Source organism: Paenibacillus solani (assembly GCF_001277345.1).
GTDB lineage: Bacteria > Bacillota > Bacilli > Paenibacillales > Paenibacillaceae > Paenibacillus_AQ > Paenibacillus_AQ solani.
This window is the reverse complement of sequence record NZ_LIUT01000001.1, coordinates 2,009,500-2,030,835: the sequence shown is the minus strand read 5'-3', so window position 1 is coordinate 2,030,835 and position 21,336 is coordinate 2,009,500. Positions and strand designations below refer to the sequence as shown.

The following is a 21,336-nucleotide window of genomic DNA, read 5'->3' as shown; positions in this document are numbered from 1 at the left end:
GGAGGGTAATGGCATGTATAAGGCACTTATTGTAGATGATGAGATCTATGCGGTAATGGGAATAAAGAGCGGCGTGAATTGGAAGGAACTGCAGGTGTCTGAGGTGTACGAGGCTTATAATATGCGGGATGCTTTGCGGATATTTGAACACACCACGATTGATATTATGGTCTGTGACATCGAAATGCCCAAAGGGACGGGGATTGAGCTGCTGGAGCGGGTAAATGAAATTTCTCCCGATACGGAGACCATCTTCCTAACCGCCCACTCCGCCTATGACTTCATGAAGAGAGTAATTCAACTGGATGGATTTGATTATCTGCTAAAACCGATAGAATTCGATGTGCTTCAGGAGACGATCGCCAAAGCGTTGGACTCGATTAAACAGGAGCGGGAGCTCATAGATATGCGCAAGCATTACAAGCCATATTACGAGTTGTGGCAAAAGAAAAAAAGCCTGATTACGGATAAATTCTGGAATGATGTTCTTTCAGGCAGAATTGTATGTACTCCGGATAATGTTACGGATGTTCTTGAAGAGCATGAGCTCAGCGGACATCAAAATGCCGTTTTTCTGCCTGTTCTGGTAAGTGTGGAATCCTGGCTGCGGGAGCTTGGCACCAAAGATGAAGAGATCATGGAATACGCTATACGGAAAGGTGCATCCGAAATGCTGCTGCCAACAGGTGCAGGAGAGGTCATTCAGACCAAGCAAGGAGTGAATGTGGTCCTTATTGTTGGATTAAGGGGAGAAGAGGCTGAGGCAGATCCTCATGAGCTGAACTCGCGTTGTGAAAAATACATTCAGGACTGTTACACATACTTTGGTTGTAAGATTTCCTGCTATATTGGCAATCGATCCACATTGTATGAAATTGCCGATACTTACAGGCAGCTGCTGGAAATGGAGTACAACAATCTGAATAAATCCAATCAAGTATATACACTGACTCCATCAGGCTCCCAAACGATGAAATCCATGATCCCGCGAATATCGACTTGGACCCTCCTTATGGAGCATGGCAAGCTGGATGAAACTCAGAGAGAGATACGTGGACATATTACAGAGCTGAGAAATAATCCGGAACTTTCAGTTAGTGAGCTTGAAGGTTTCCGACGTGAATTTATGCAAATGGTGCATTATATCCTTCATAAAAATGGACTGTCTGCTTTTGAGCTGTTTCAGCATCAGGAAGAAATTCTACTGTATGCTCAGCTGCGTAACGTTGAGCAATTGGAAGCGGCTTCGCTTCAAGCGGTACAGATTATTCATGATCAGCTTCATCAGAACTACTCCGTGATTCAACGTATACAACACTATATAAAAAAGCATATAAACGAACCGATCACAAGAGAGCAGCTAGCGAATTTCGTGCATCTTAATCCTGCTTACCTATCACGCCTGTTCAAACGCGAGGTAGGAGAATCAATAACGGATTACATATTGCATGTCCGGATGTCTTTAGCCAGAGATTTGATATCGACCACATCTATCCCCATCTCCGATGTAGCCAAAACGTTCGGCTATCATAACTTTTCACATTTTTCTAAAATGTTCCGAAAGGTATACCATGTTACTCCTCAAGAGTTTAGAATTCAGTCCAATCCTAACCCTAGATAAGTAGAAAGCAACTGCTTGACTATCGACTTTACCATTATGGAGTTATGGACCAGAAAGAGAAGAAGACGATTCTATAAAAGCTATGAATGCTGTGAATTTAATACAAGACTACGTGAGGGAGAAGGCATGTAAGTGATCACACGGTTGTTACCTTAAAAGAAAGAATGAGCTAGATGAACAAACGAAATGAGCTTAATAGCAAAGAAACTGACTCTCATCCTTGTTATATTAATTCGTAAACACGGCAATAAGACGCATTAACGGACAAATACAGCGCACAGCATCTTATTACGGACGGTTAAATCGGTCAAGCTGGATGACTTAGATCTAAAGACTTCTCTCCAGCATGGTTCCAAATAGTGAACCAGGGCCTCTTCCCATTCCAGTTCGCATGCTCATGTATCCATCTCTTTTAATTCGTTGATCTGGTTCTCCGTAATCTGGTCCAGCAGATCAAAGCTCTTTTCAAGGATTCTTGTGTTTTTAGAATTCTTCGGTCTACTTTTGCCATGTCATCGTTCCTCCATGGTATCTATCCGATATCGCCACATTGATACTGCCGATTTTTAATATGAGAGGTTGAGGAACTACTTGATGAACAAACTATGTTATGCTGGATACAACATAGTACGTTCATTTCAAGAAAGGGGTTTAAACTGCCATGTGCCGAAATATCAAGACCTTATTCAATTTCGACCCGCCTGCGACGGATAAAGAAATTCAGGCTGCAGCGCTACAATTCGTAAGGAAGCTCTCGGGCTTTAACCGTCCTTCCAAAGCGAACGAAGCGGCGTTTAACCAAGCGGTGCAAGAGTTTACCGTCGTTGCACGGCAGCTGCTGGATTCTCTGGTGACTCAAGCCGAACCCCGCAATCGAGAGGTCGAGATCGCTCGTGCCCGGGCACGATCCGCTAAGCGATTCGGGGAATCCTAAGCGGGTATAGACGGAATCCTATTCGAGATCAATCAAGTATTGAATGGGTGGGGGATTGTTATCAAGTTCTTGTCATCCGACATTTGTCGAGGGACAAGAACTTGGACCCATAGAAAGTCGCTAATTTAGCGGCTTTTTTGTTTTATCGTTACAATTTCTTGTTCCGAGTCGAGGACAGATCTTGTGCCGATTGCCAAATTTGATGAATGTCTATTAATGAAGAAACAGCGAAGGTCTTTAGGCAAAGTTTGGCAACAGTGGATTTTACCCCAAGAGCAAACCACCCGTTGGACGGGTGGTCAGGATTTAAGGAATCAGGCTTTTGTTCTCATCTGAGGATAAGAACTTGATTCCTTTTGCTATAAAGATAGAACATACATTTGGAACAGGCAGCTCTAAGAACTTCAGACAAACACAAACGCCTTCTTTCCTGTGTTTGGGAAAGGCACTTAAGAGGTGATGTAATCTTCACCTAGCTTCGGTATTCTTTAAAAGAAACTTAATTTTTATTCAAAACTTGATCTAACCAGGTGAACATGCGGTGATTAGCCAATTTCAATGCTCCAAAATGGCAATGTTCTTCAGCAGAATCTTCTGCAGTAAATTTCATGTATGTTTTGGAACCCTTTAAAGATTGGAATAATCGTTCAGGTTGTCCTGCAAAGGCATGATCATGCTCAGCTTCGCACACGAGTACCGGGCACATGATTTGCTCAGCAACACCCTCTAAGGTAAAGGGTTCAGTTTTGCGTACGAGTTCTTCTACATTCGTTGCTAGGAACGTGAACTGTCCATTTTCAATTCCCCATCGAGTGCCTGTATCTTTGGCCATAATCGACGCGATTAAGTTCTCCGTCTCTGGTGAACTTAAATCGGATTTGTCACTTGTATTTATACCCAACGCCTCAGCCAGTGCCCCCACTTGAAAGGAGAATAAACCGTCATTTGCTATGCATGCAGCAAGTCTGTGTTCATAAGCAGCCGCGCGCGGAGCCAAATACCCACCTAAACTAATACCCATTAACGCTATTTTGTCAGAGATGACTTCTGGGCGCTTGGTCAGGTAATCGACCACTGGAGTTACAGCAGCCTCCCAGTCATGCCTGAATGGAATTCGCTGCTCGCGGATAACAGATCCTTGTCCAGGACCCTCGAAAACCATGCAATGATAGCCTCTTTCTAAAGCAGAGCTAACGACTTGAAAATAAAGCTCTTCTGCAGTGGAATCATATCCACCGTGAACAATCAGGACAGGCCCGGGCTGATCCCCGGCTAAATATAAGTAACCCGGCAGCTCTGTATCTTCATAAGGAATCGAAACAATTTCCCAATGATGATCAAGCAAAGAAAGCGCCTGTCTGAATGTGCTGCGGCTCAGGCTCCATGTTTCAAGAATACGCTTATCCTCCGGATTACCATGGAGAAAAAATTCAGCAGTACGGTAATAATTAGATGCACGTAAGTAGAATTCTCTCGCGCTGGTCTTATTGCCTTGCTTGCTGCTCTCTTCAGCTTCCCGATGAACCCGGATTGCTGTCTTAAGCCATTCCTCATACCAGCTTTCAAAATTGCCTTCCTCGATTCGATAAGCGGTAGATAGGCATTCGCCTACGTCCGCTCCACCAAAAGCTGCGTAACCCATTGTACGAAGTAATTCGAACGAAAAAGTCTGATCATCGAAAATAAGTTTCATGATTAGTACACTCCTTACATGTGTTATGTTTAACCTATTTAAGAATCCTAGCTCATTTCATTCATTGTGTCAACATTGTTTTATGTTATAATTAACCTATACCTTAAAAGACTGGACTCGAACACAGAGATAGAGAGGAGAAGGAGAACTTCATGAATAATATTCAATACACCATATTAGGATTGTTGGCACGAGAACCGTTAAGCGGATATGAAATGAAGCAGCAGATCAACAACAGAATTACCCATTTCTACAAAATTAATAATAATCAGCTGTATCCATCTCTTTCGAAACTAGAGGAAGCCGGCTTTATTGAACTACAAGCCATTGAACAAGAGTCTTATCGTCCTCCCCGAAAAATTTACAGAATTACGCCTAGTGGCATTGACGCCTTAAAGTCTTGGGTGTTAGAGCTTCCTAAAGTTGGTGATACAGATACCTTTCTGTTGAAACAATACAGTTCTTGGTTAGTAAGTCCAGATGCATTGATTGATCTGATACGGAAGAAAAAAGAACAACATGAACACATGCTGAAGGATTATAAGGAGAGAGTCTCGTCTTTTCAAGAACAGAACCCTGACGTCAATCATCCTTTATTCTCTACAATTTCTGTTATAAAAATGGGAATTCATTTCGAGGAGGCGGGTATACTCTGGTGTAATAGCATGCATGAGGTGTTGAAGCAGCATACACTTGCCAATAGAGTAGACACCTAGAATACAGGTAAGCACATATTGTAATAAATATTAGATATTAATCTAATCGGTAATCGGGCCATGTTCTTATCCTTTTAAGCAATCGGTATAAGTTTCATTCTTCTTTATAGAATAGATCTACGGAAGGAAAAGCGTTTGAACGCGGAAACCCTATAGGAATTCATCTTTCGTGTATCCTCTGGAACGCTTGTTCCAATGAATGGGTTAGTGGCCAAAATTGAGTGGTTTGAAAGGGGTCTTATGGTTAGCTAGACGGATAAATATGGAAGTTTTTAAAATGCCATGTGCCGAAATATCAAACGGGGAACGATAGTTAAATAAAAAAAAGTAGGCAACTGATCAGAGTGATCAGTTGCCTTTTTAAGCTAACCGGTAGGATAGATTAACTCAATTACTCTGGCTTGTACCAACAGAATCCTATGAAAGTCAAGAAGGGTGGGGAATGTTATCAAGTTCTTGTCATCCGACATGAGTGTCGGAGTATAAGAACATGTTCCCATTGCCGATTTGATGAATATCTAAGTGGATGTGGTGGGTCTTTTGTCTTGTGAGTGACTGAAACTTCTGAAGGCTGGTTTATGGTCAAAATTGATCGAAAGTATATCAACTAGAACTGTGAACCCGTTAGTAAACACTTTAGCAAAGAAATGGAGAGGATAGTGAATATGATTTTTGGATCAAAGAACGAGGAATCATATGCCGAGAACCGTATCACAAATAGAGGCAATACACTTTTCTTAAGAAAAACTTGTAGAATCTGTATTTACAGATGAGGGCCCTTAAGAGTAGGTTAGGTCAGCCTTTATGGATTTGGTTTGAATGACAGACTCATTGTTTAAAATAGGGCGTAATCCCTCTTGAATATAGGTTCTCCACTAACTTGAAAAATTCTTCTGACGATAAATCCTTTTGACGCTGAAGCCAAAGACGAAATAAAGAAAGGGAAGTTGCCAGGTAAAACTCAATTAAATATGGCGTTAAGGAATGGTTTTGGGGAACGTTTAATTCTAATTGATCCAAAGTGATTTCTTTTTTTAAGCGTTTTAAAAAACGGGCACTTCCATAATCACCCAAAAGGGCATTAAGAACCAGGAGATGTTCTCTTTTGTCCAGACAATAGAGCGTATCTTGAACCGTATGTATCGATAGCTCTTTATTCGCCAATTCTTTTTTTATGTCATTCAACAAGTCATTTTCAACAGAGTCTAACAATTCGTAAATGTCAGTAAAGTATTGATAAAAGGTGCTCCGGTTATATCCTGACTTATTCGCAATTTCCTGAACCGAAATTTTCTCAATCGGCTTTTGGCTATATAACTCACAAAAAACTTCTATGAACTTTTGTCTTGTTTTCTCCGTTATTTGGGGTTGCTTTTTCATGTTTCCCTCCTACTAGCGAATAAGATTATCATCCGACAAATCATAAAAAACTGATGGTTGATCAAGGAATAATAAAGATTTATGATCACATCATACAACATGTTGTCTGATAATTAAAAGGAAATGATAATAAGTAGGAGTGGTTTTAATGTCAGCAAAACAAGATAGAATTTTAATTTTTGGTGCAGGTGTTATCGGGAGCATGTACGCAATTAAGCTCATTGAAGCAGGGTTTGACGTTACCCTGTTTGCACGTTCTAATAGATTTAAATCATTAAGAGAAAATGGCCTGCAATATAAGGATAAAGGTACGGTTAAATCGATACAAGTGAATGTCATTGATACGCTCGAAAATGACGATGTATACGATTTTATTTTCGTTACCGTTCGTTATGATCGGTCCGAATCAGCGTTGTTAGCGCTAAAAGATAATCAAAGCAAAAATATAGTTACGATGACTAATAATTCAATTGGATTTTCTTCGTGGCTGGATATCGTAGGGAATAGACTTTTACCGGCTTTTCCCGGCTTCGGCGGACAGATTAAAGATGGAATATTGCATCCTCGATCTCTACCAAAGATTATAGTGGCAACTGCATTTGGAGAAATTAATGGTGTAGTAACAGAACGCATAAAAAACCTCGCAAAATTATTTAAAATAGCAAAGCTTCCCTACGTTATTAAAAAAGATATGCAAGCGTATCTAATTACACATTCCGTATCAGACATTGCCATGATGGGCGTTTTGTATTCTGAGAATAAGATAATGGACAAAAAAACAGCCAGAACCAGAAAGACGGCACGCAAAATAACAGTCACTTTAAGAGCGTATCTAAGGGCAATACAAAAAGCTGGCGTTTCAATTGATCCACCCATGCTTAAAATGGTGCTTAAATTTCCAAACTTATTTTTGGATCTTTTCTTTATGACATGGCTACGAACTAAAATGGTTAGTGATATGATGTTGCCGGATTTTTCGAATAATGCTAACAATGAGATTATGCAGCTGAGTAATGATTTAATGAAATTTTTAAGTCAAAATGATATCAAATCGGAAATACATGTTCAGTAATTGGGCATTAGTCTGAATATAAAATCGAAATATATAGTTTTTTCGTAGCATCCTTGACTAAACTAATGGGAAATCGACAATTGAACAACAACATTTCGGCGGGCATACATGCGTTTGTTAAAGAGTAAAAAGGCCCTCAGAGGATCATAAATCTTCTGAGGGCCTTTTTCGTATTTCAGGCTGCAGTTTTGCAGGCTACTCATTTTTTGTTGAGCTATTTTAAGAATTGATGAATTAGCTCACTGATCTCTTTCGCATGTGTTTCGAGAGCAAAATGCCCCGTATCAAGTAAATAGACTTCCGCTGATAGAATATCCCGCATATAAGCTTCAGCTCCAGCGGGGAGGAACGTGAAGTTTTTCGGTCGAGCCTTGAACCAGAGAAGCCACTCCATTGTTAGGAGTGGCTTTTGTTATTAGCTGATGTATATGTTGCTGTCGAACCGTATTTTGTGCTTGATCATTATCGTGAACCGTAACACAAGGTGGTTATGACTGATTACTTTGTGCATCGGAACACAACGAGCCAGAAGAAACTTCTAAAACTGTGGATACCTGAAACTTCAATGATAATTCTTGAGTTAATGTCAAGAGCGATAATCATCGTAGCTTCAGTTGTCCTTCTTCGTGAATTGGAATGAGTATGCAGTTTCACAGACCGTGCATGTATTGCACCAGACTCCAATAGGAATCTTAGGAACCTCAAAACCAGTTATGATGCTGTCGAGGGACAAAAACTTGGCTATTTATCCGATTAGATGAATGCTTAATGTAACTCAATATTAGATACCTTTACTTGGTAGTCCAACGTAGCTAACCCTATCCTTAGACACACAATATGGTCGTATTCGTTCGGAAACAGGCCCAGACTCACGGATTGTCTTTATTGCCATTACTTGCGATCAGATGTTCTGACCACCCGAGACTTCGATTCTCTGTGCATTAACCCAGTGATTGTCGGATCCAAGTAGGTTGGCGACTACAGGACCGATATCCTCGGGTACGCCGACTCGACCAAGGGCAGTCATCGAGGCAAACGTGTCATTGTAAGCAGGTATGTCGCGTACAGAACCTCCTAAAAAATCGGTTTCGATTGCTCCAGGTGCAATCGTATTAGCGGTAATGCCTCGGTGACCAAGTTCCTTGGCCAAATAGAGGGTTAGAATCTCAACCGCGCCCTTTGCGGCAGAATAGGCGGAGAATCCAGGAAAAGAAACGCGAGTGAGTCCCGTTGAAAAGTTCACAATACGACCACCATCTGAAAGAAGCGGCAGAAGGGCCTGAGTCAAGAAAAATACGCCTTTGACATGCACATTAAACAGGCTGTCGAACTGAGCTTCTGTAGTCTCGGCATAGTCTATCATTTCTCCGTGGCCGGCATTATTCACCAAATGATTGAAAGTGGCACGATCCCAAGTAGACCGCAGGGTCGAACGAACTGTCTCAACAAAGGCCGTAAAGCTGGATATATTTCCAACATCAAGTTGTAATGCCACTGCTTTACGACCCAGAGATTCGATTTCAGCAACAACAGACTTTGCTTCTTCTGCTTGGCTACGATAGGTCAGGATGACATCACCACCATGACGCGCAATACTGATGGCAGTATTGCGACCAAGTCCACGGCTACCACCAGTGACGATTGAGATATTTTTCATTGTAACTTCATCCTTCCAGAGTTCATTTATAATTACAGTGTTATCATAGATTATAAAGTTCACTTTAAGTCAAGACTTTTTTCTCTGAAAAAGTGTATAATAAAAACCGTAAAATACTTGGATTAATCATATATTTCTCATCTTTTATAGTGTAAATTTGGATTTATTAATTAGATATGCCAAAAAAGCAATTAAAGTTCACTTTAATAGGAGGCGAAGAGTTTTATTTATGTTGACTATAAGGGAAGTTACTGAATTGACAGGAATAGCGGCTCCCACACTTCGATACTATGAAAAGGAGGGGCTGCTTCCACATGTGAGGAGAAATGAAAATGGGAAGCGATTATATGACGAAGATGATTTAAGCTGGATTCACTTCGTTACTGCGCTTAGAGCAACAGGAATGCCGATTTCTCAAATTCAGAAGTATGTATACTTGTATAAAGAAGGGGATTCGACGATTTCGGAACGAAAAATGATGATGCTGCAACATAAAAAAGAAATTGAGAAGAGCATAAGGGAACTGTATTTTAACTTGGATAAAATAAACTATAAACTTGCTCTATATGATGTAATTGAATCACAGATTGAACGAACTAACATCAAAATTTGATTATGCCAAATACAAAGTCGCTAATTTAGCGACTTTGTATTTTTATATAATTGTATTGACTCAAACATACATTTCCAAATAGCCATACCTACACGATACTGTCAAAGATTGATGCCGATAATGCCCATTACTTCAGATGATTCACAAAGAGAGCTCTCCGTAAGAAAACCAGGTTGGCCCGTTCGCTTTTCCCGCTCTCTTGTGAGAAGGAAGATAATTTTGTAGCAGGGGTGTCCATGGGAGGCTACGGTGCTTTCAAATGGGCTTTGCAGCAAACCGGGGATGTTTACCTCTGCTGGAAGCTTTTCCGGAGAGCTTGATATAGCGTTCCGAACCCGAGATTATGAAGCGGAGTCTCCTGTCGGCAGAGATGTTCAGGCCATTTATGGAAACCTTACGGTTGCAGGCTCGGATAATGATTTATTGGCGCTTTTGGGCCGCCAGCTGACAGGTATAAATCTTCCCTTGCTGTATCAATATTGCGGTACGGGGGATTTTTTGTATGCTCACAATGTTACATTCCGTAATGCATGTCAAAACCATGGACGCGAACTTCATTATATAGAAGAATCAGGTGATCACACTTGGCCTTACTGGGACCGGGCGGTTGAAAATTATTTGAAATGGCTGGCAGGAAAGAACCTGCTGTAGAAATGATCAAAATTGGGCTAGGAATTTATCAATTCGCCGAGGGTTTGTACACTCAAACTTATATCGAAGAAGAATTGGTTGCCAATGTTACGACGTTTATCGGCTTTATCCAAGGCAACTCATCCGTGTTGGGCGTCGTCGTTCTCTCATTCGCCATAGGTATTGGCCTTCTCGAAAACTCATTGCCCACGCCTGATCGGCGAGGAGAGCCGTCCCCCGGCGACCAGATCGAAATCCTCTTTTAGGAATTAAGTTGCTTAAAGTAGAAACTTACGCATTTTCGTTGTATGATTCACGTAATAAACGTTAACAAGTTTTAATTCGAATTTTCGAGGGTGATTTTCATCAAAATTTTCATCGAAGTAATAGACCATACAGAAGAAGAGGAGATCCGCATCAGGTGTCACCAAGTAGACGAAGAAATACATGAGCTCGTTAATAAATTAAAAACCGAAACACTCATTATACTTGGTTATCATGAGGATAAGATCAGCCGCATTAAAATTAGTGATATTTATTATTTTGAAGCTGTTGACGGAAAAGTGTTTGCGTATTGTAAGAACAATGTTCATGAAGTCAAACAAAAGCTTTATGAATTGGAGGAACTTTGCAAAGAGATACATTGTTTTCGCGCCTCCAAATCCACTATTCTAAATATAGCCAAGATTTCCAGTATTCATCCGTCGATCAGCGGCCGTTTTCAAGCATTATTGGATAACGGGGAAAAGGTAGTCATCTCACGGCAGTATGTGCCAATACTTAAACATATGCTTGGATTATAAAAGGAGGGACTATATGAAGTATTTCGAGCTCATAAAAGAAATGCTTAGAGATTTCTTAATTATATTTGCCTCTATCATTATAATCATCGCTATTTTGCGGCAAATCTATGCTCCAGAAGCAAGTTTCGAATTAAATACGATTTTTACAATTATGGCTTTCTCTTTTCTGGGTGCTTTGACCGGAATCATTTTATATACGCCGCATGCGATTAGCGAGAATAAAATGCGCCTTCGAATGATTTTTCATTTCCTTTTTCTGGAGACTCTATTAATTTCTCTGGCTGTCCTATTGAATCTCGTATATGGCACTTTCGACATACTATTATTGGCTTTGGAAATTGCCGTAGTTTACGCTATCGTTCGCCTGTTGACGTATAAGAAGGACAAAAAGGAAGCTCAAAAGATCAATGAAAGACTAAAAACATTTAAACACGAGGTTTAGAATATATACACAAACCGCTCCTAAATAAAGTCATATTCGCAGCGTGAGAACAATTCTTTGCGTTGTTTTTTACAACCTATTGGCTCTCAGCTACAGCTTGTCGTTTATGCGTATACACCCGCTCTTCCATTTATTATGATGAACTCATAAAAAGTTGGAGGAGGAGCAGAGAAGTCTTATGGAGATTTTAATACTTGTTGTTACGTTGGTCTTCGAGCTGGCAATTGCCGTTTATTCCATTGTAACCAAGCAAAGCCGCAGCAAGATAAAGAGTTGGACGAGAATCGCAATGTTTATAGTATTCATGATACTGAGCGTGGGTAAAGTTGTCGTATGGGAGTACACTTGGGGACTGTTTGCAGGCTTGCTCTTTATATTAGCGTTCAAGGAAATGGTTGCACTCCTGCGCAATCAAACACACCACACTCCGCGTTACAAAGTTTTTTCTCCGATATGGAAATTCCTCTTGTTAGCACCGACCGTCGTCGTTACCCTTGTTCCTGTTTTACTTTTTCCACAGCATAGGCTGCCGCAAGTGACAGGTCCGTATCCAGTGGCGACCGCCACTTACAGCTATGCGGACAAGAATCGTATCGAAGAGTTTACGGATCAGAAAGACAATCGGTTTGTTAACGTGGAATTTTGGTATCCTGAACAGGCAGACGGAACCTATCCTTTGCTTGTGTTCTCCCATGGAGCATTCGGTATTAAAACAAGCAATACTTCTACCTTTACGGAACTTGCGAGCCACGGTTATGTCGTCGTTTCGATTGACCATCCTTATCATTCTTTTTATACCGTTTCGGAGGATGGAAAGGTCGTGACGATTAATCCCATGTACATGCAAGAAGTCAACAATGCAAATAAAGGGGTTTATTCGCTTGGTGAGTTTTTCGAGCTTACTCAAAAATGGATGAAATTGCGAACGGATGATATGGATTTTGTGATGGATACGATTCTGGAACAAGCCGAGCAAAAAAAAGATTCTGTATATAAACGCATCGATACACAGAAAATAGGTGTGTTCGGTCATTCTATGGGGGGTGCCGCAAGCATAGCACTGAGCAGAGAACGCGATGACATTGACGCCGTAGTAAATATAGATGCTCCGTTCTTTAGCGAGCTTGTGTATGATAAAGTTACAAACGAATTAAAAGCAAAATCCGAAGCTTATACCATCCCGCTTCTTAACGTTTATTCGGATGATGTGTGGATACAGCTCGACAGCAGTTCTTCGTATATCGCGAATAGAATTTCGAATGAAAATTTTAAAGGTGCATACACCGTTCATTTTAAAGGCGCAAAACATTTAAGTTTAACCGATCTGCCTTTATTCTCGCCTATATTGGCAAACCTGTTGCAACAAGGCAGAAAAGCAGATATCGATAAATATTACGCGATTGAAACACAAAATGAGCTTATCCTTCGTTTTTTTGACTATGCTCTAAAGAATCAAGGTCAGTTTGCTCCAAAAGCGACGTATTGAGTATCTGTTCTCTAAGTTAGAAAGAAGAACCTGTAGATTGAACCGTATTGATGTAAGGGGATGATATGGAGAAATTTTCAAAAAAGATAAGAATGAGTGTGAAGAAATGATAACAGAACATCGGATACCGCATGGAAATAAATTATTGGGGGTGTTACTTCAAGGAGTCTTAAATATTGATTTGCTGGAGTGATAGGTGCTATCGTTTAGCTTGTAATTAGTTTCCCTTTTTCATTTTGGTCGTATGTTCATACCGTCGCTCAGCAACGATTCCGACACAAAGCTGTCGATTCGAGCGTCATACTCAGCCCATGCATAATCCTTGTTCTCTATGATCAACTTTGGGATCGGCCATGAATCGATCGCCGCGCGTACGAATGCCTGACTTGCGCTCCACACCTCGCCAGCCTGAACGATATCTTCGTCCGATTGAAAGGAGACTGGTCCCCATTTGTTGCCGCGAATACCGCATATGTACCGCCACTGCCCTTCGACATCGGTGTGGTAATAGTAGATCAGGTGAGGGTTCAGCGGCATCAACAACAGTTGCAACGACTCGGTAAAGCTTTGGAGCTGAGCGATATTCATGCCTTGCAGATGCGAAACGCTGACAATGTCCTGGAAAAGGACGCTTTCTATAATGGCGATGTCTTCGGAGCTGCTTAATTGCTCTTCGACGAACCGGCTGTACCGGTCAACTAGCTGCCGGATGAAGGCGTCAGCGCCTTCATCCGTATTCAACGCATAGTACTGCTCCATGGGCGGCAGCAAAGGGTGATTTTCTGCCTGCTCGAGCAAGCATCTTGCGCCTTTGCCTTGTGATGTCAACCGGTTATAAATGCGGGTCGCCGTCGTCGTTTTGCCGGAGCCGGGGATACCGTCGATAATAAGCAATCGTTTCGAAGAATGGATTGATGTTGAGTGTCGTTTTTCGTTCATGGTTGTTTAGCATGCCTCCTTTGGTCAGTAAATCGATTATACTTTCGACGTTTGGGAGAAATATCCTTTCATCGAAGGGGCCGAAATATCTTATTGACCAATATCCGCCGAAGTGATACATAATATGGACTAACTAATAGAGAGAATGATGAATAGATGCTCGGTCGGTTTTTATTTTGGAAACACGAATTCTAACCGGAAAGAAATAAAATTAGAGACACTTGAACTATTAACAATTCGCGAAGTGGATTATCAACTTGGGAATAAGAAACTTACGATAAATCGCAAATTATCCTCGCTAAAATCTTTATTTGGTTATCTTCAGAATAAGGCTGAAACAAGCGATCTGAAGCCTTATATTCAAAGAAATGTAATGGCCAAAATGGACTTAAATGCTATCAAGGAAAGCCAAGAAACTATTGCAAACCGTATAGAAGGGAAAATTCTTAGAGAAGATGATTTTGATTTATTCCGGAGATTTATTGCTTATGACTTTGGCGAGAAATTCAAAGATAACAAGAGAATATACAATTTTCATCAGTTTAATCGAGAACGTGATACAGCAATAGTTTCACTTATATTGGGTTCAGGTCTAAGATTATCTGAGGTTGCAGGCATTAATATGGATGATCTGGATATAAAAAAGGCATTAGTCCGTGTTATACGCAAGGGTGACAAAGAACAATATGTACACTTTAGTAAGCAGGCTTTAATGGATCTAGAAAGCTATCTGAAAATTAGGGAAACGCGTTATAAACCAGAAAAATTAGATAACTGAAAAGTACTCAGCAGCTTTTGGAAAGCCAACATTAAAAGTTCATCCACTTAGACATTCCTTTGCAACACAATATCATTTAGAAAATAACGATGTACCCAGATTGAAGAATCAGTTAGGACATTCATCAATTCAAGCAACAATGATATACACACACTTAACTGATGAAGAAATTCGTAATGCATTAGATAACATTGTACGGTGAAAAAGAATTGTGTATAGATCGAAAAATATTTCATCGAGTAATTACCAACCACGAAATTCGCAATAATCCCCTCTTTATTTCAAACAATAAATTATTAATTTCTCTTGTTTCAAACAGACTTTATCCCATTGATACCGATTTATATTGTCTGAATCAATTTATATCCAAAAAGAAAATCAAAGTAAGTCAACTCAGAAATCTAATGTCTGATACAATTTTGCAGACAAGAATTATGGAAGCAGTAAGTTGGCTCATATTTAAAGGAGAAATGACGACAGGCGGCTTATTTAAGGCTGCCGCAATTCTAATACAGTAGCCACTTTAAAGGCTGTACATACGTTATGGCTGTTTCCATACACGAAAGAAAGCAGTGGGATTCACCTCCAAACACGCCATAAATAGAATACAGAAATAGCAAGGGTGGGTTCTATGTAGTCTGAAGAGGATGTCTTTGACGCTCATCAGTGAAACAAAAATCCCCTTTTATTCTTCTAATGACACAAACATATACATGTATGAATGCAAGATGTTGACTCGTTCAACACATGGCGAGTTAGGTCAACATGAATGAATCCCAGATTGTAATCGAAACGGCTGCTGAGCACTGGGCGACAAAAACAACTTAAAGGCTGGACAGACAAGTCGGCCCACTGGTACGGGGATCCGAGCCTTAGACAAGAACCAAATTCAAGCAAAGAACGCACGACTCGACTTATACGATGAACCTATACGCAAGCTTATCCAAGTAAAAAAACCTCAAAAGTGACAAAAATAGTAGAATTCTGTCATATTAATACATTGGATAAAATAGTATATTTGTTGATATGAGTCTATATAAGTATAGATTTGGATATTCTGAGAGATCGAAGATTAGAGACGTATGGAGGAAAATCACTTGAGTATCATTGATAGCTCATTGTTTTATAGTTTTATTAGCTGCAGAAAAGGACAATATTTCCAAAACCTGTCTCACACTGTAGACGTTACCCCTTTTTTCTGGAATTCCTTTGAAGATATCAAGGAAATCTACGAGCATATTATTGAGCAAGGGGGAAGCGGATGGACCTATCCATGGAATACGAATCCGATATCCCCGCAGGCGGGGGTTCATGAAGTTGTTGAACCATTCGTCACTTTTGAAGAAGCAAAGAATGAGATTGATTGTTTACTAAGCCAAAACAAACATATTTTTATCTACATTCGGAATCGTTTTGTTCCCCATATGGTTCTAACTGGCAGTGAGCTGGAAGGTACACATTCGATAACTCTAATTTCTCACGATGCCGGTGAGAACATCTATAGAGTGTGGGATTACCCTTTTGATAAAGAGTACGAACTACACATCATTCAGGAAGCTTGCAATCATTCAACCATTAAAGAATTTAGTTATATTACAATCGACAAAAACGAATATGATAGGTTTCAACAAAATACCAAAAATGACTTTAAACAATGGATGCTGAATAGCGACGGCAACTTCCATTATTATGAACGTTTACGAAAGGTAATGAGTGACAGCTGCCCGGCGGCGAAAACATTAATATCGTTTTTTGGGGTTGTAGCATTATCTAGAAAAATGCTCTCTCAGTATATCGAAAAAGAAGAGTACTCCCGCATACATTTTGAAAGATTGCTGCGCATCTCTAATCTGGCCGAAATCATCAAGCAAAAATTGGTCAGGCTTTCCGTTTCCGAGAATTACAATATTGAAAAGATCTTAACGAATATTGAAGAACTTCAAAAAATGGAGCATGAGTTTTTAGAAGAATTCAAGCGTGAATTGGCTACCGGGATTGAAACGGACTATAAGTCCATAAAGCCGGCAGCACCGGCACAAATAAATGTAAAACATCTAACGGATACGAGTGCATGGCTCACTTGGGATAATAGCCGCGGCGAAATTGAGATGTTAAAATATAACATTTATGTGGATCATACTTTTTATGGAACTTGTGCCGCCGATAACATTATCATCGGAAATCTCTCTCCGGACAGCGTTTATTCCATAAGTATCGAAAGTGTAAATAAATGGAATCAGAGCAGCACTGAAAGAGCTAGCGTGCAAGTTAAGACGACGCCATTGTTAGAAGAGGGCAATCTTTCACGGTATAAGCCTGTATATGCATCGTCGGAGGAAAATGATCTGTTCGTGGCTGCGAACACGGTAGACCAGCAAGGGGCTACCCGCTGGAGCAGTTTGCACAACGATTCAGAATGGATTTATGTTGATCTTGGGCGAGTGAAAAAATTTTCTCGTGTTTTATTAAATTGGGAAAATGCTTGCGCTGCAGAATATAAATTGCAAACCTCCAACGATGGAGAAAAGTGGAATGACATTTACCATAATCAAAACGGTAAAGCGGGAATTATTGAAATTAACCTCGCAGAGGCTTCTGCCAGATATATAAAAGTGTTAGGAATACGCAGAGCCTCGGTATATGGCTATTCGCTATGGGAGATATCCGTATTCTGAACTTCGTGAGAAACAGAGGAACTATCATTTTATAGTGGAGGATTCCTATTTATGAGTGCATCAACAGCATGCATACCGCAGTTATTCGAAGAAATAGTGTCGCATTATCCAGATCGGAAAGCTGTACAGTTTGATAAACAGTCCATGTCTTATCAAGAGTTAAATGATGAAGCAAATAAAGTAGCGGGAAAGCTGCTGGAGATCGGTGTAAAGCCTCAGCAATGTGTCGGGGTATTCATAGAGAGATCCTTTCAGTTGATCTCGTCTATACTCGGCATACTAAAAAACAGGGCGGTTTATGTTCCATTTTCTGTAGAATATCCGGAAGAGCGAGTCAGATACATAATCGAAGATGCTGGAATCCAGATCGTGATTACGCAAGAGAACTTAATGCCCATGTTTGAAAACATAACAGGGCTTACCGTGTTGAATATAAACGACATAGGGCAATACCATCCATTGTCTGACCATAAAATAGAGCAACAATCCTACAATGCCGACGATACTGCCTATGTTTTGTATACTTCGGGCACGACTGGCTATCCAAAAGGCGTGGCTATCCAGCATTCAGGCATTTGCAACCGGCTCTTATGGATGAAAGAAACTTATCAATTACAACCCCATGAAGTTTTGCTTCACAAGGCTCCGATTGGCTTTGACGTATCGATATGCGAAATATTTTATCCTTTGACAAGCGGGGCTGTATTGGCTGTCGCTAAACCGGACAGCAATAAAAATATTCGCAAGCTGATTTCAGAGATCAAAGAAAACCAAGTGACCATGGTTCATTTTATTCCGCCTTTGCTTGACCTCTTTTTGGATTATATTAAACCCGGGGATTGCGAGTCTTTAAGAATACTTGTGTGCGGCGGGGAGAAATGGTCATTTTCTCTTGGGGAAAAGACATTGGGAAAACTAAATGTAGAGCTTTACAACGGCTACGGTCCCACGGAAACGTCAGTCGGTGTCGCTTACTGGAAATTTGACGGCATGTATCCTGATCGGCTCGTTCCAATTGGAAAACCAATTGCGAACACAAAATTTTATGTTTTGAATGAACAGCTCGACTATGTGAAGGAAGGCGAGATTGGAGAACTATGCATATCTGGCATTTGTCTGTCTAGCGGATACCTGAATAAGCCGGATGTAACCAATTTGAAATTCGTTTCTAATCCCCATAACCATGACAATGCGCCATTGTATGCTAGATTATACCGATCGGGAGATCTGGTTCGTCAACTGGAAGATGGCAATATCGTATACGTTGGCCGGACAGACGGGCAAGTGAAGCTTCGCGGAATGAGATTAGAGCTGGGAGAGGTCGAAAACGCTCTGCTGGCTAATGAAGCTGTCTCTGCGGCAGTTGTTTTGTACCATGAGTCTGGCGGGAGGGCTTTTTTATCCGGTCATGTTGTGCTTTCAAATGGGGATCATGGCCCAAATGAAGAACAGCTCAAGGCTCAACTAAAGGAAAAGCTTCCTGATTATATGATCCCGAATTCGTTAACTCTATACAGCAGATTTCCGACGACACTAAATGGGAAAACCGACAAGGAACAATTGAAGCTGCTGGCTGAACAATGATTATTTAAGCAGACCCTAATATTTTTAGAATAGGTGGAGAACTTTTATGAATACACAAATTAACGCTCAAGCTATTACCGATTCAGTAACGCGCATTGTCAATCAGCATCTTCAATCAAGCACAGAAATCAAGCAAACGGACTCCTTAAAAGAACGAGGCATGGATTCTATTGTGTGCATGCGAATTATAGTGGAGCTGGAAAACGAGTTCAATATTGAGATTGAAGATGAAGATTTGCTTATTGAAAACTACGAAAATATTAATACGATTACGGAATTAATGAGCAGATTGGTAGCTAAGATTTAAATTTTTGGAGGGGTTCAATTGCAATCGGTTTTGCTTCCGCTAGGCGCGCCGTTATCAAAAGCTTATTCTCATAACGCTTATCAGCTGGCTATTCTGGCGTGCAAAAAAGAAACGCGAACATGGGTTTTTATGAATTACATCAACCTGGTATCGGAAATAGGAAACCGCAATGATCCCATTGCTTTCTATTTGCCGGACTATTCGGGCTGCAATTGGAGCAGTTTGACACCGTGGTTTGAATATAGCGTATTTACGAGAGATTTTATTAGACAATGCAACCTGAGTTTTAAGGGGCTTGTCAAACATGCAATCTTTAATCAGAACTATATTTTTTTATATGTAAATGAGAAATATATACCGGGAACAGCATGGCATGCCAAAGGCATGGATTTTAATCATAACCTCCTGCTCCATGGGTACGACGAGGCGACGGATGAAGTATCTTTTCTCATCTACGATACGAATAGATCATTAACTGTAAGAAGCATACCTGTAAATGAACTGGAAATGGCGTTTTACGATAATACGTACAGTTGTGAAAGAAACGAAAATAGAATGTATTTTCTTAAGTTGCGTGAGGATTCCAATTTTAAGCTGAGCTTTGATCTTGACTATGTGATTGAGCAATTGCTGAATTACCAGAGCGGGAAGCAGGCGATTTGTAACGTGATGGATTATCACGCGGACTGCAAGTACAGCTATGGTTTGGCCGCTTATGATCGCATGATCGACCATTTAAACCAGTTGCTTCAAGATCCTGTTGCCAAGCTGCAAGAAAGGGTAATCATCCCGTTGCACCTGCTTATGGAGCATAAACAGATTATGGTCGAGCGCCTGAAATTTATAGCCGAGCTATATCCTCACGCTGACCTGGCTGCTTTCATAGAGGCGTTTGAAAATCTAAAAAAATCTTTCGAGACATTAAGAAATAACGGAATAAAGCTCGAACTGACTGGCAACTCCGCTATTCTATCCAAGATTATAAAAGGAATGGTTGAGCTGAAGGAAAAAGAACGGAATGTACTAACCGATTTGATTAACTATTTGTCTACTATAAACCATTAGAAATGGAGTGCGGTTTGAAGTGAGCTTAAGCGAGGAACAAGTCGAACACTTCATGGAAAAGGGCTGGGTCAAAATTAAAGGAGCCATTCCAAGGGAATTGACATTGGAAGCCCAACAAGAGCTGTGGAATATAGCCGAAAAAAAGTTTGGCATTACGAAAGATCGACAATCTTGGAGCTTGCCCTCATACCAGCTGTCCGAAAATTATAGACACGGTGTATTCGGCCCGTGCAGCACCCCGGAATTGATGGATGCGATCAGAAATTTGATCGGTCACGATCGTTTGGATGAGCGTTATGAGAAAGAAGGCATTCCCTTTGGATGGTGGCCTATCAACGTGGGGGTAGGAGCTGACGAAGATTGGAATGTGCCAATTCAAGCATGGCATTGGGACGGGCTTCACTTCCGTCCTCATGTTAAACATCCCGACCACGGATTGTTAATGTTTGTGCTGTTTTCGGATATCGAGCCTAGAGGCGGAGCGGCCCTGCTCGCAGAAGGTACGCATAAGCTGGTTGTCCAGTTTCTCGAAAACCATTCAGACGGCATGATTGCGTACAAAGAAGATGCCCTCTCTCTCATAGATGAGAGCAATCCTTGGCTGGCTGAACTAACCGGAAACTGTGTGGGAGCTACAGGCGAGGATCGAATCATCAAGTTTATGGAACGAGCGCATTTGGATGAGTCGGGGGCCCAGCTTAAAGTCATTGAATGCACCGGCGAGGCAGGAGATGTGTTTTTAATTCACCCCTTCATCTATCGCACAGGATCTCAGAATCATTCGGGCAAAGCTCGTATCATGTGCAACTTTCCCGTTCCCCTCCAAGAGAAGATGGAGCTCAATCGGGAAGGGGATTTGGGCTACTCTATACTGGAGCAAAGCATCCGGCGAGCATTGAATCGGTGATCCCCATGTATCTCTTGCTGGACTAATATTTTTA

The 21,336-nt window shown here is 40.9% G+C and carries 19 protein-coding genes and 1 pseudogene; 16 read left to right on the top strand and 4 right to left on the bottom strand.

Annotated features, from left to right (window positions below; genetic code table 11):
* The first annotated feature begins 13 nt into the window (after nt 1-13).
* Both AM231_RS09145 and AM231_RS09140 read left to right on the top strand, forming a co-directional pair.
* Nucleotides 14-1,621, top strand: a complete 1,608-nt coding sequence (locus AM231_RS09145) for a response regulator transcription factor (RefSeq protein WP_054402347.1) — start codon at nt 14-16, stop codon at nt 1,619-1,621.
* A gap of 661 nt (nt 1,622-2,282) precedes the next feature.
* Nucleotides 2,283-2,555: a DUF2277 domain-containing protein gene (locus AM231_RS09140; protein WP_054402346.1), complete on the top strand. Its 273-nt coding sequence runs from the start codon at nt 2,283-2,285 to the stop codon at nt 2,553-2,555.
* A 499-nt stretch (nt 2,556-3,054) separates the two neighbouring features.
* On the opposite strand, the gene AM231_RS09135 is transcribed toward AM231_RS09140, so the two are convergent.
* A complete protein-coding gene (locus AM231_RS09135) occupies nt 3,055-4,248 on the bottom strand; it encodes an alpha/beta hydrolase family protein (RefSeq protein ID WP_054402345.1) in 1,194 nt (397 codons plus the stop codon).
* 152 nt (nt 4,249-4,400) lie between these two features.
* Between AM231_RS09135 and AM231_RS09130 the strand changes: the two genes are divergently transcribed.
* Nucleotides 4,401-4,964, top strand: coding sequence for a PadR family transcriptional regulator (locus tag AM231_RS09130; protein ID WP_054402344.1), 564 nt, complete (start codon nt 4,401-4,403; stop codon nt 4,962-4,964).
* A gap of 828 nt (nt 4,965-5,792) precedes the next feature.
* Here the strand turns inward: AM231_RS09130 and AM231_RS09125 are convergent.
* Entirely contained in the window at nt 5,793-6,344 is a 552-nt protein-coding gene (locus AM231_RS09125; protein WP_054402343.1) for a TetR/AcrR family transcriptional regulator, read from the bottom strand.
* Nucleotides 6,345-6,492: 148 nt separating this feature from the next.
* Between AM231_RS09125 and AM231_RS09120 the strand changes: the two genes are divergently transcribed.
* Nucleotides 6,493-7,416, top strand: coding sequence for a ketopantoate reductase family protein (locus AM231_RS09120; protein WP_054402342.1), 924 nt, complete (start codon nt 6,493-6,495; stop codon nt 7,414-7,416).
* A gap of 901 nt (nt 7,417-8,317) precedes the next feature.
* Here the strand turns inward: AM231_RS09120 and AM231_RS09110 are convergent.
* Nucleotides 8,318-9,073: an SDR family NAD(P)-dependent oxidoreductase gene (locus tag AM231_RS09110; protein ID WP_054402340.1), complete on the bottom strand. Its 756-nt coding sequence runs from the start codon at nt 9,071-9,073 to the stop codon at nt 8,318-8,320.
* A gap of 157 nt (nt 9,074-9,230) precedes the next feature.
* On the opposite strand from AM231_RS09110, the gene AM231_RS09105 reads away from it, so the two are divergent.
* From AM231_RS09105 to AM231_RS09080, 6 genes are all read left to right on the top strand, one after another.
* Nucleotides 9,231-9,686 carry a MerR family transcriptional regulator gene (locus tag AM231_RS09105; protein ID WP_341271603.1) on the top strand — a complete coding sequence of 152 codons (456 nt, stop codon included), beginning with the start codon at nt 9,231-9,233 and terminating at the stop codon, nt 9,684-9,686.
* Nucleotides 9,687-9,935: 249 nt separating this feature from the next.
* Nucleotides 9,936-10,337, top strand: coding sequence for an alpha/beta hydrolase (locus AM231_RS09100; RefSeq protein WP_054402338.1), 402 nt, complete (start codon nt 9,936-9,938; stop codon nt 10,335-10,337).
* 2 nt (nt 10,338-10,339) lie between these two features.
* The gene (locus tag AM231_RS09095) at nt 10,340-10,582 is read left to right on the top strand and encodes a hypothetical protein (RefSeq protein WP_054402337.1); all 243 of its coding nucleotides are present in this window, start codon (nt 10,340-10,342) and stop codon (nt 10,580-10,582) included.
* A 90-nt stretch (nt 10,583-10,672) separates the two neighbouring features.
* The gene (locus AM231_RS09090) at nt 10,673-11,119 is read left to right on the top strand and encodes a LytTR family DNA-binding domain-containing protein (RefSeq protein WP_207383554.1); all 447 of its coding nucleotides are present in this window, start codon (nt 10,673-10,675) and stop codon (nt 11,117-11,119) included.
* Nucleotides 11,120-11,132: 13 nt separating this feature from the next.
* Nucleotides 11,133-11,561 carry a DUF3021 family protein gene (locus AM231_RS09085; RefSeq protein WP_054402336.1) on the top strand — a complete coding sequence of 143 codons (429 nt, stop codon included), beginning with the start codon at nt 11,133-11,135 and terminating at the stop codon, nt 11,559-11,561.
* A 178-nt stretch (nt 11,562-11,739) separates the two neighbouring features.
* On the top strand, nt 11,740-13,047 hold the full coding sequence (locus tag AM231_RS09080; RefSeq protein ID WP_054402335.1) for an alpha/beta hydrolase family protein: 1,308 nt from the start codon (nt 11,740-11,742) through the stop codon (nt 13,045-13,047).
* 231 nt (nt 13,048-13,278) lie between these two features.
* Here AM231_RS09080 and AM231_RS09075 read toward each other — a convergent pair whose 3' ends face one another.
* The gene (locus AM231_RS09075; protein ID WP_054402334.1) at nt 13,279-13,986 is read right to left on the bottom strand and encodes a P-loop NTPase family protein; all 708 of its coding nucleotides are present in this window, start codon (nt 13,984-13,986) and stop codon (nt 13,279-13,281) included.
* A gap of 184 nt (nt 13,987-14,170) precedes the next feature.
* On the opposite strand from AM231_RS09075, the pseudogene AM231_RS09070 reads away from it, so the two are divergent.
* The 6 genes and pseudogenes from AM231_RS09070 to AM231_RS09040 all read left to right on the top strand — a co-directional run.
* Nucleotides 14,171-14,966 (top strand): annotated as a pseudogene (locus tag AM231_RS09070) (tyrosine-type recombinase/integrase); the annotation flags it as partial.
* 895 nt (nt 14,967-15,861) lie between these two features.
* Complete coding sequence (locus tag AM231_RS09060; RefSeq protein WP_054402332.1) at nt 15,862-17,439, top strand: discoidin domain-containing protein; 1,578 nt, start codon at nt 15,862-15,864, stop codon at nt 17,437-17,439.
* A 51-nt stretch (nt 17,440-17,490) separates the two neighbouring features.
* Nucleotides 17,491-19,023: an amino acid adenylation domain-containing protein gene (locus AM231_RS09055; RefSeq protein ID WP_054402331.1), complete on the top strand. Its 1,533-nt coding sequence runs from the start codon at nt 17,491-17,493 to the stop codon at nt 19,021-19,023.
* A gap of 46 nt (nt 19,024-19,069) precedes the next feature.
* The gene (locus tag AM231_RS09050; protein WP_053493467.1) at nt 19,070-19,330 is read left to right on the top strand and encodes an acyl carrier protein; all 261 of its coding nucleotides are present in this window, start codon (nt 19,070-19,072) and stop codon (nt 19,328-19,330) included.
* Nucleotides 19,331-19,348: 18 nt separating this feature from the next.
* Nucleotides 19,349-20,395, top strand: coding sequence for a hypothetical protein (locus AM231_RS09045; protein WP_054402330.1), 1,047 nt, complete (start codon nt 19,349-19,351; stop codon nt 20,393-20,395).
* A 19-nt stretch (nt 20,396-20,414) separates the two neighbouring features.
* Nucleotides 20,415-21,302 carry a phytanoyl-CoA dioxygenase family protein gene (locus AM231_RS09040; protein ID WP_054402329.1) on the top strand — a complete coding sequence of 296 codons (888 nt, stop codon included), beginning with the start codon at nt 20,415-20,417 and terminating at the stop codon, nt 21,300-21,302.
* Nucleotides 21,303-21,336: the final 34 nt, after the last annotated feature.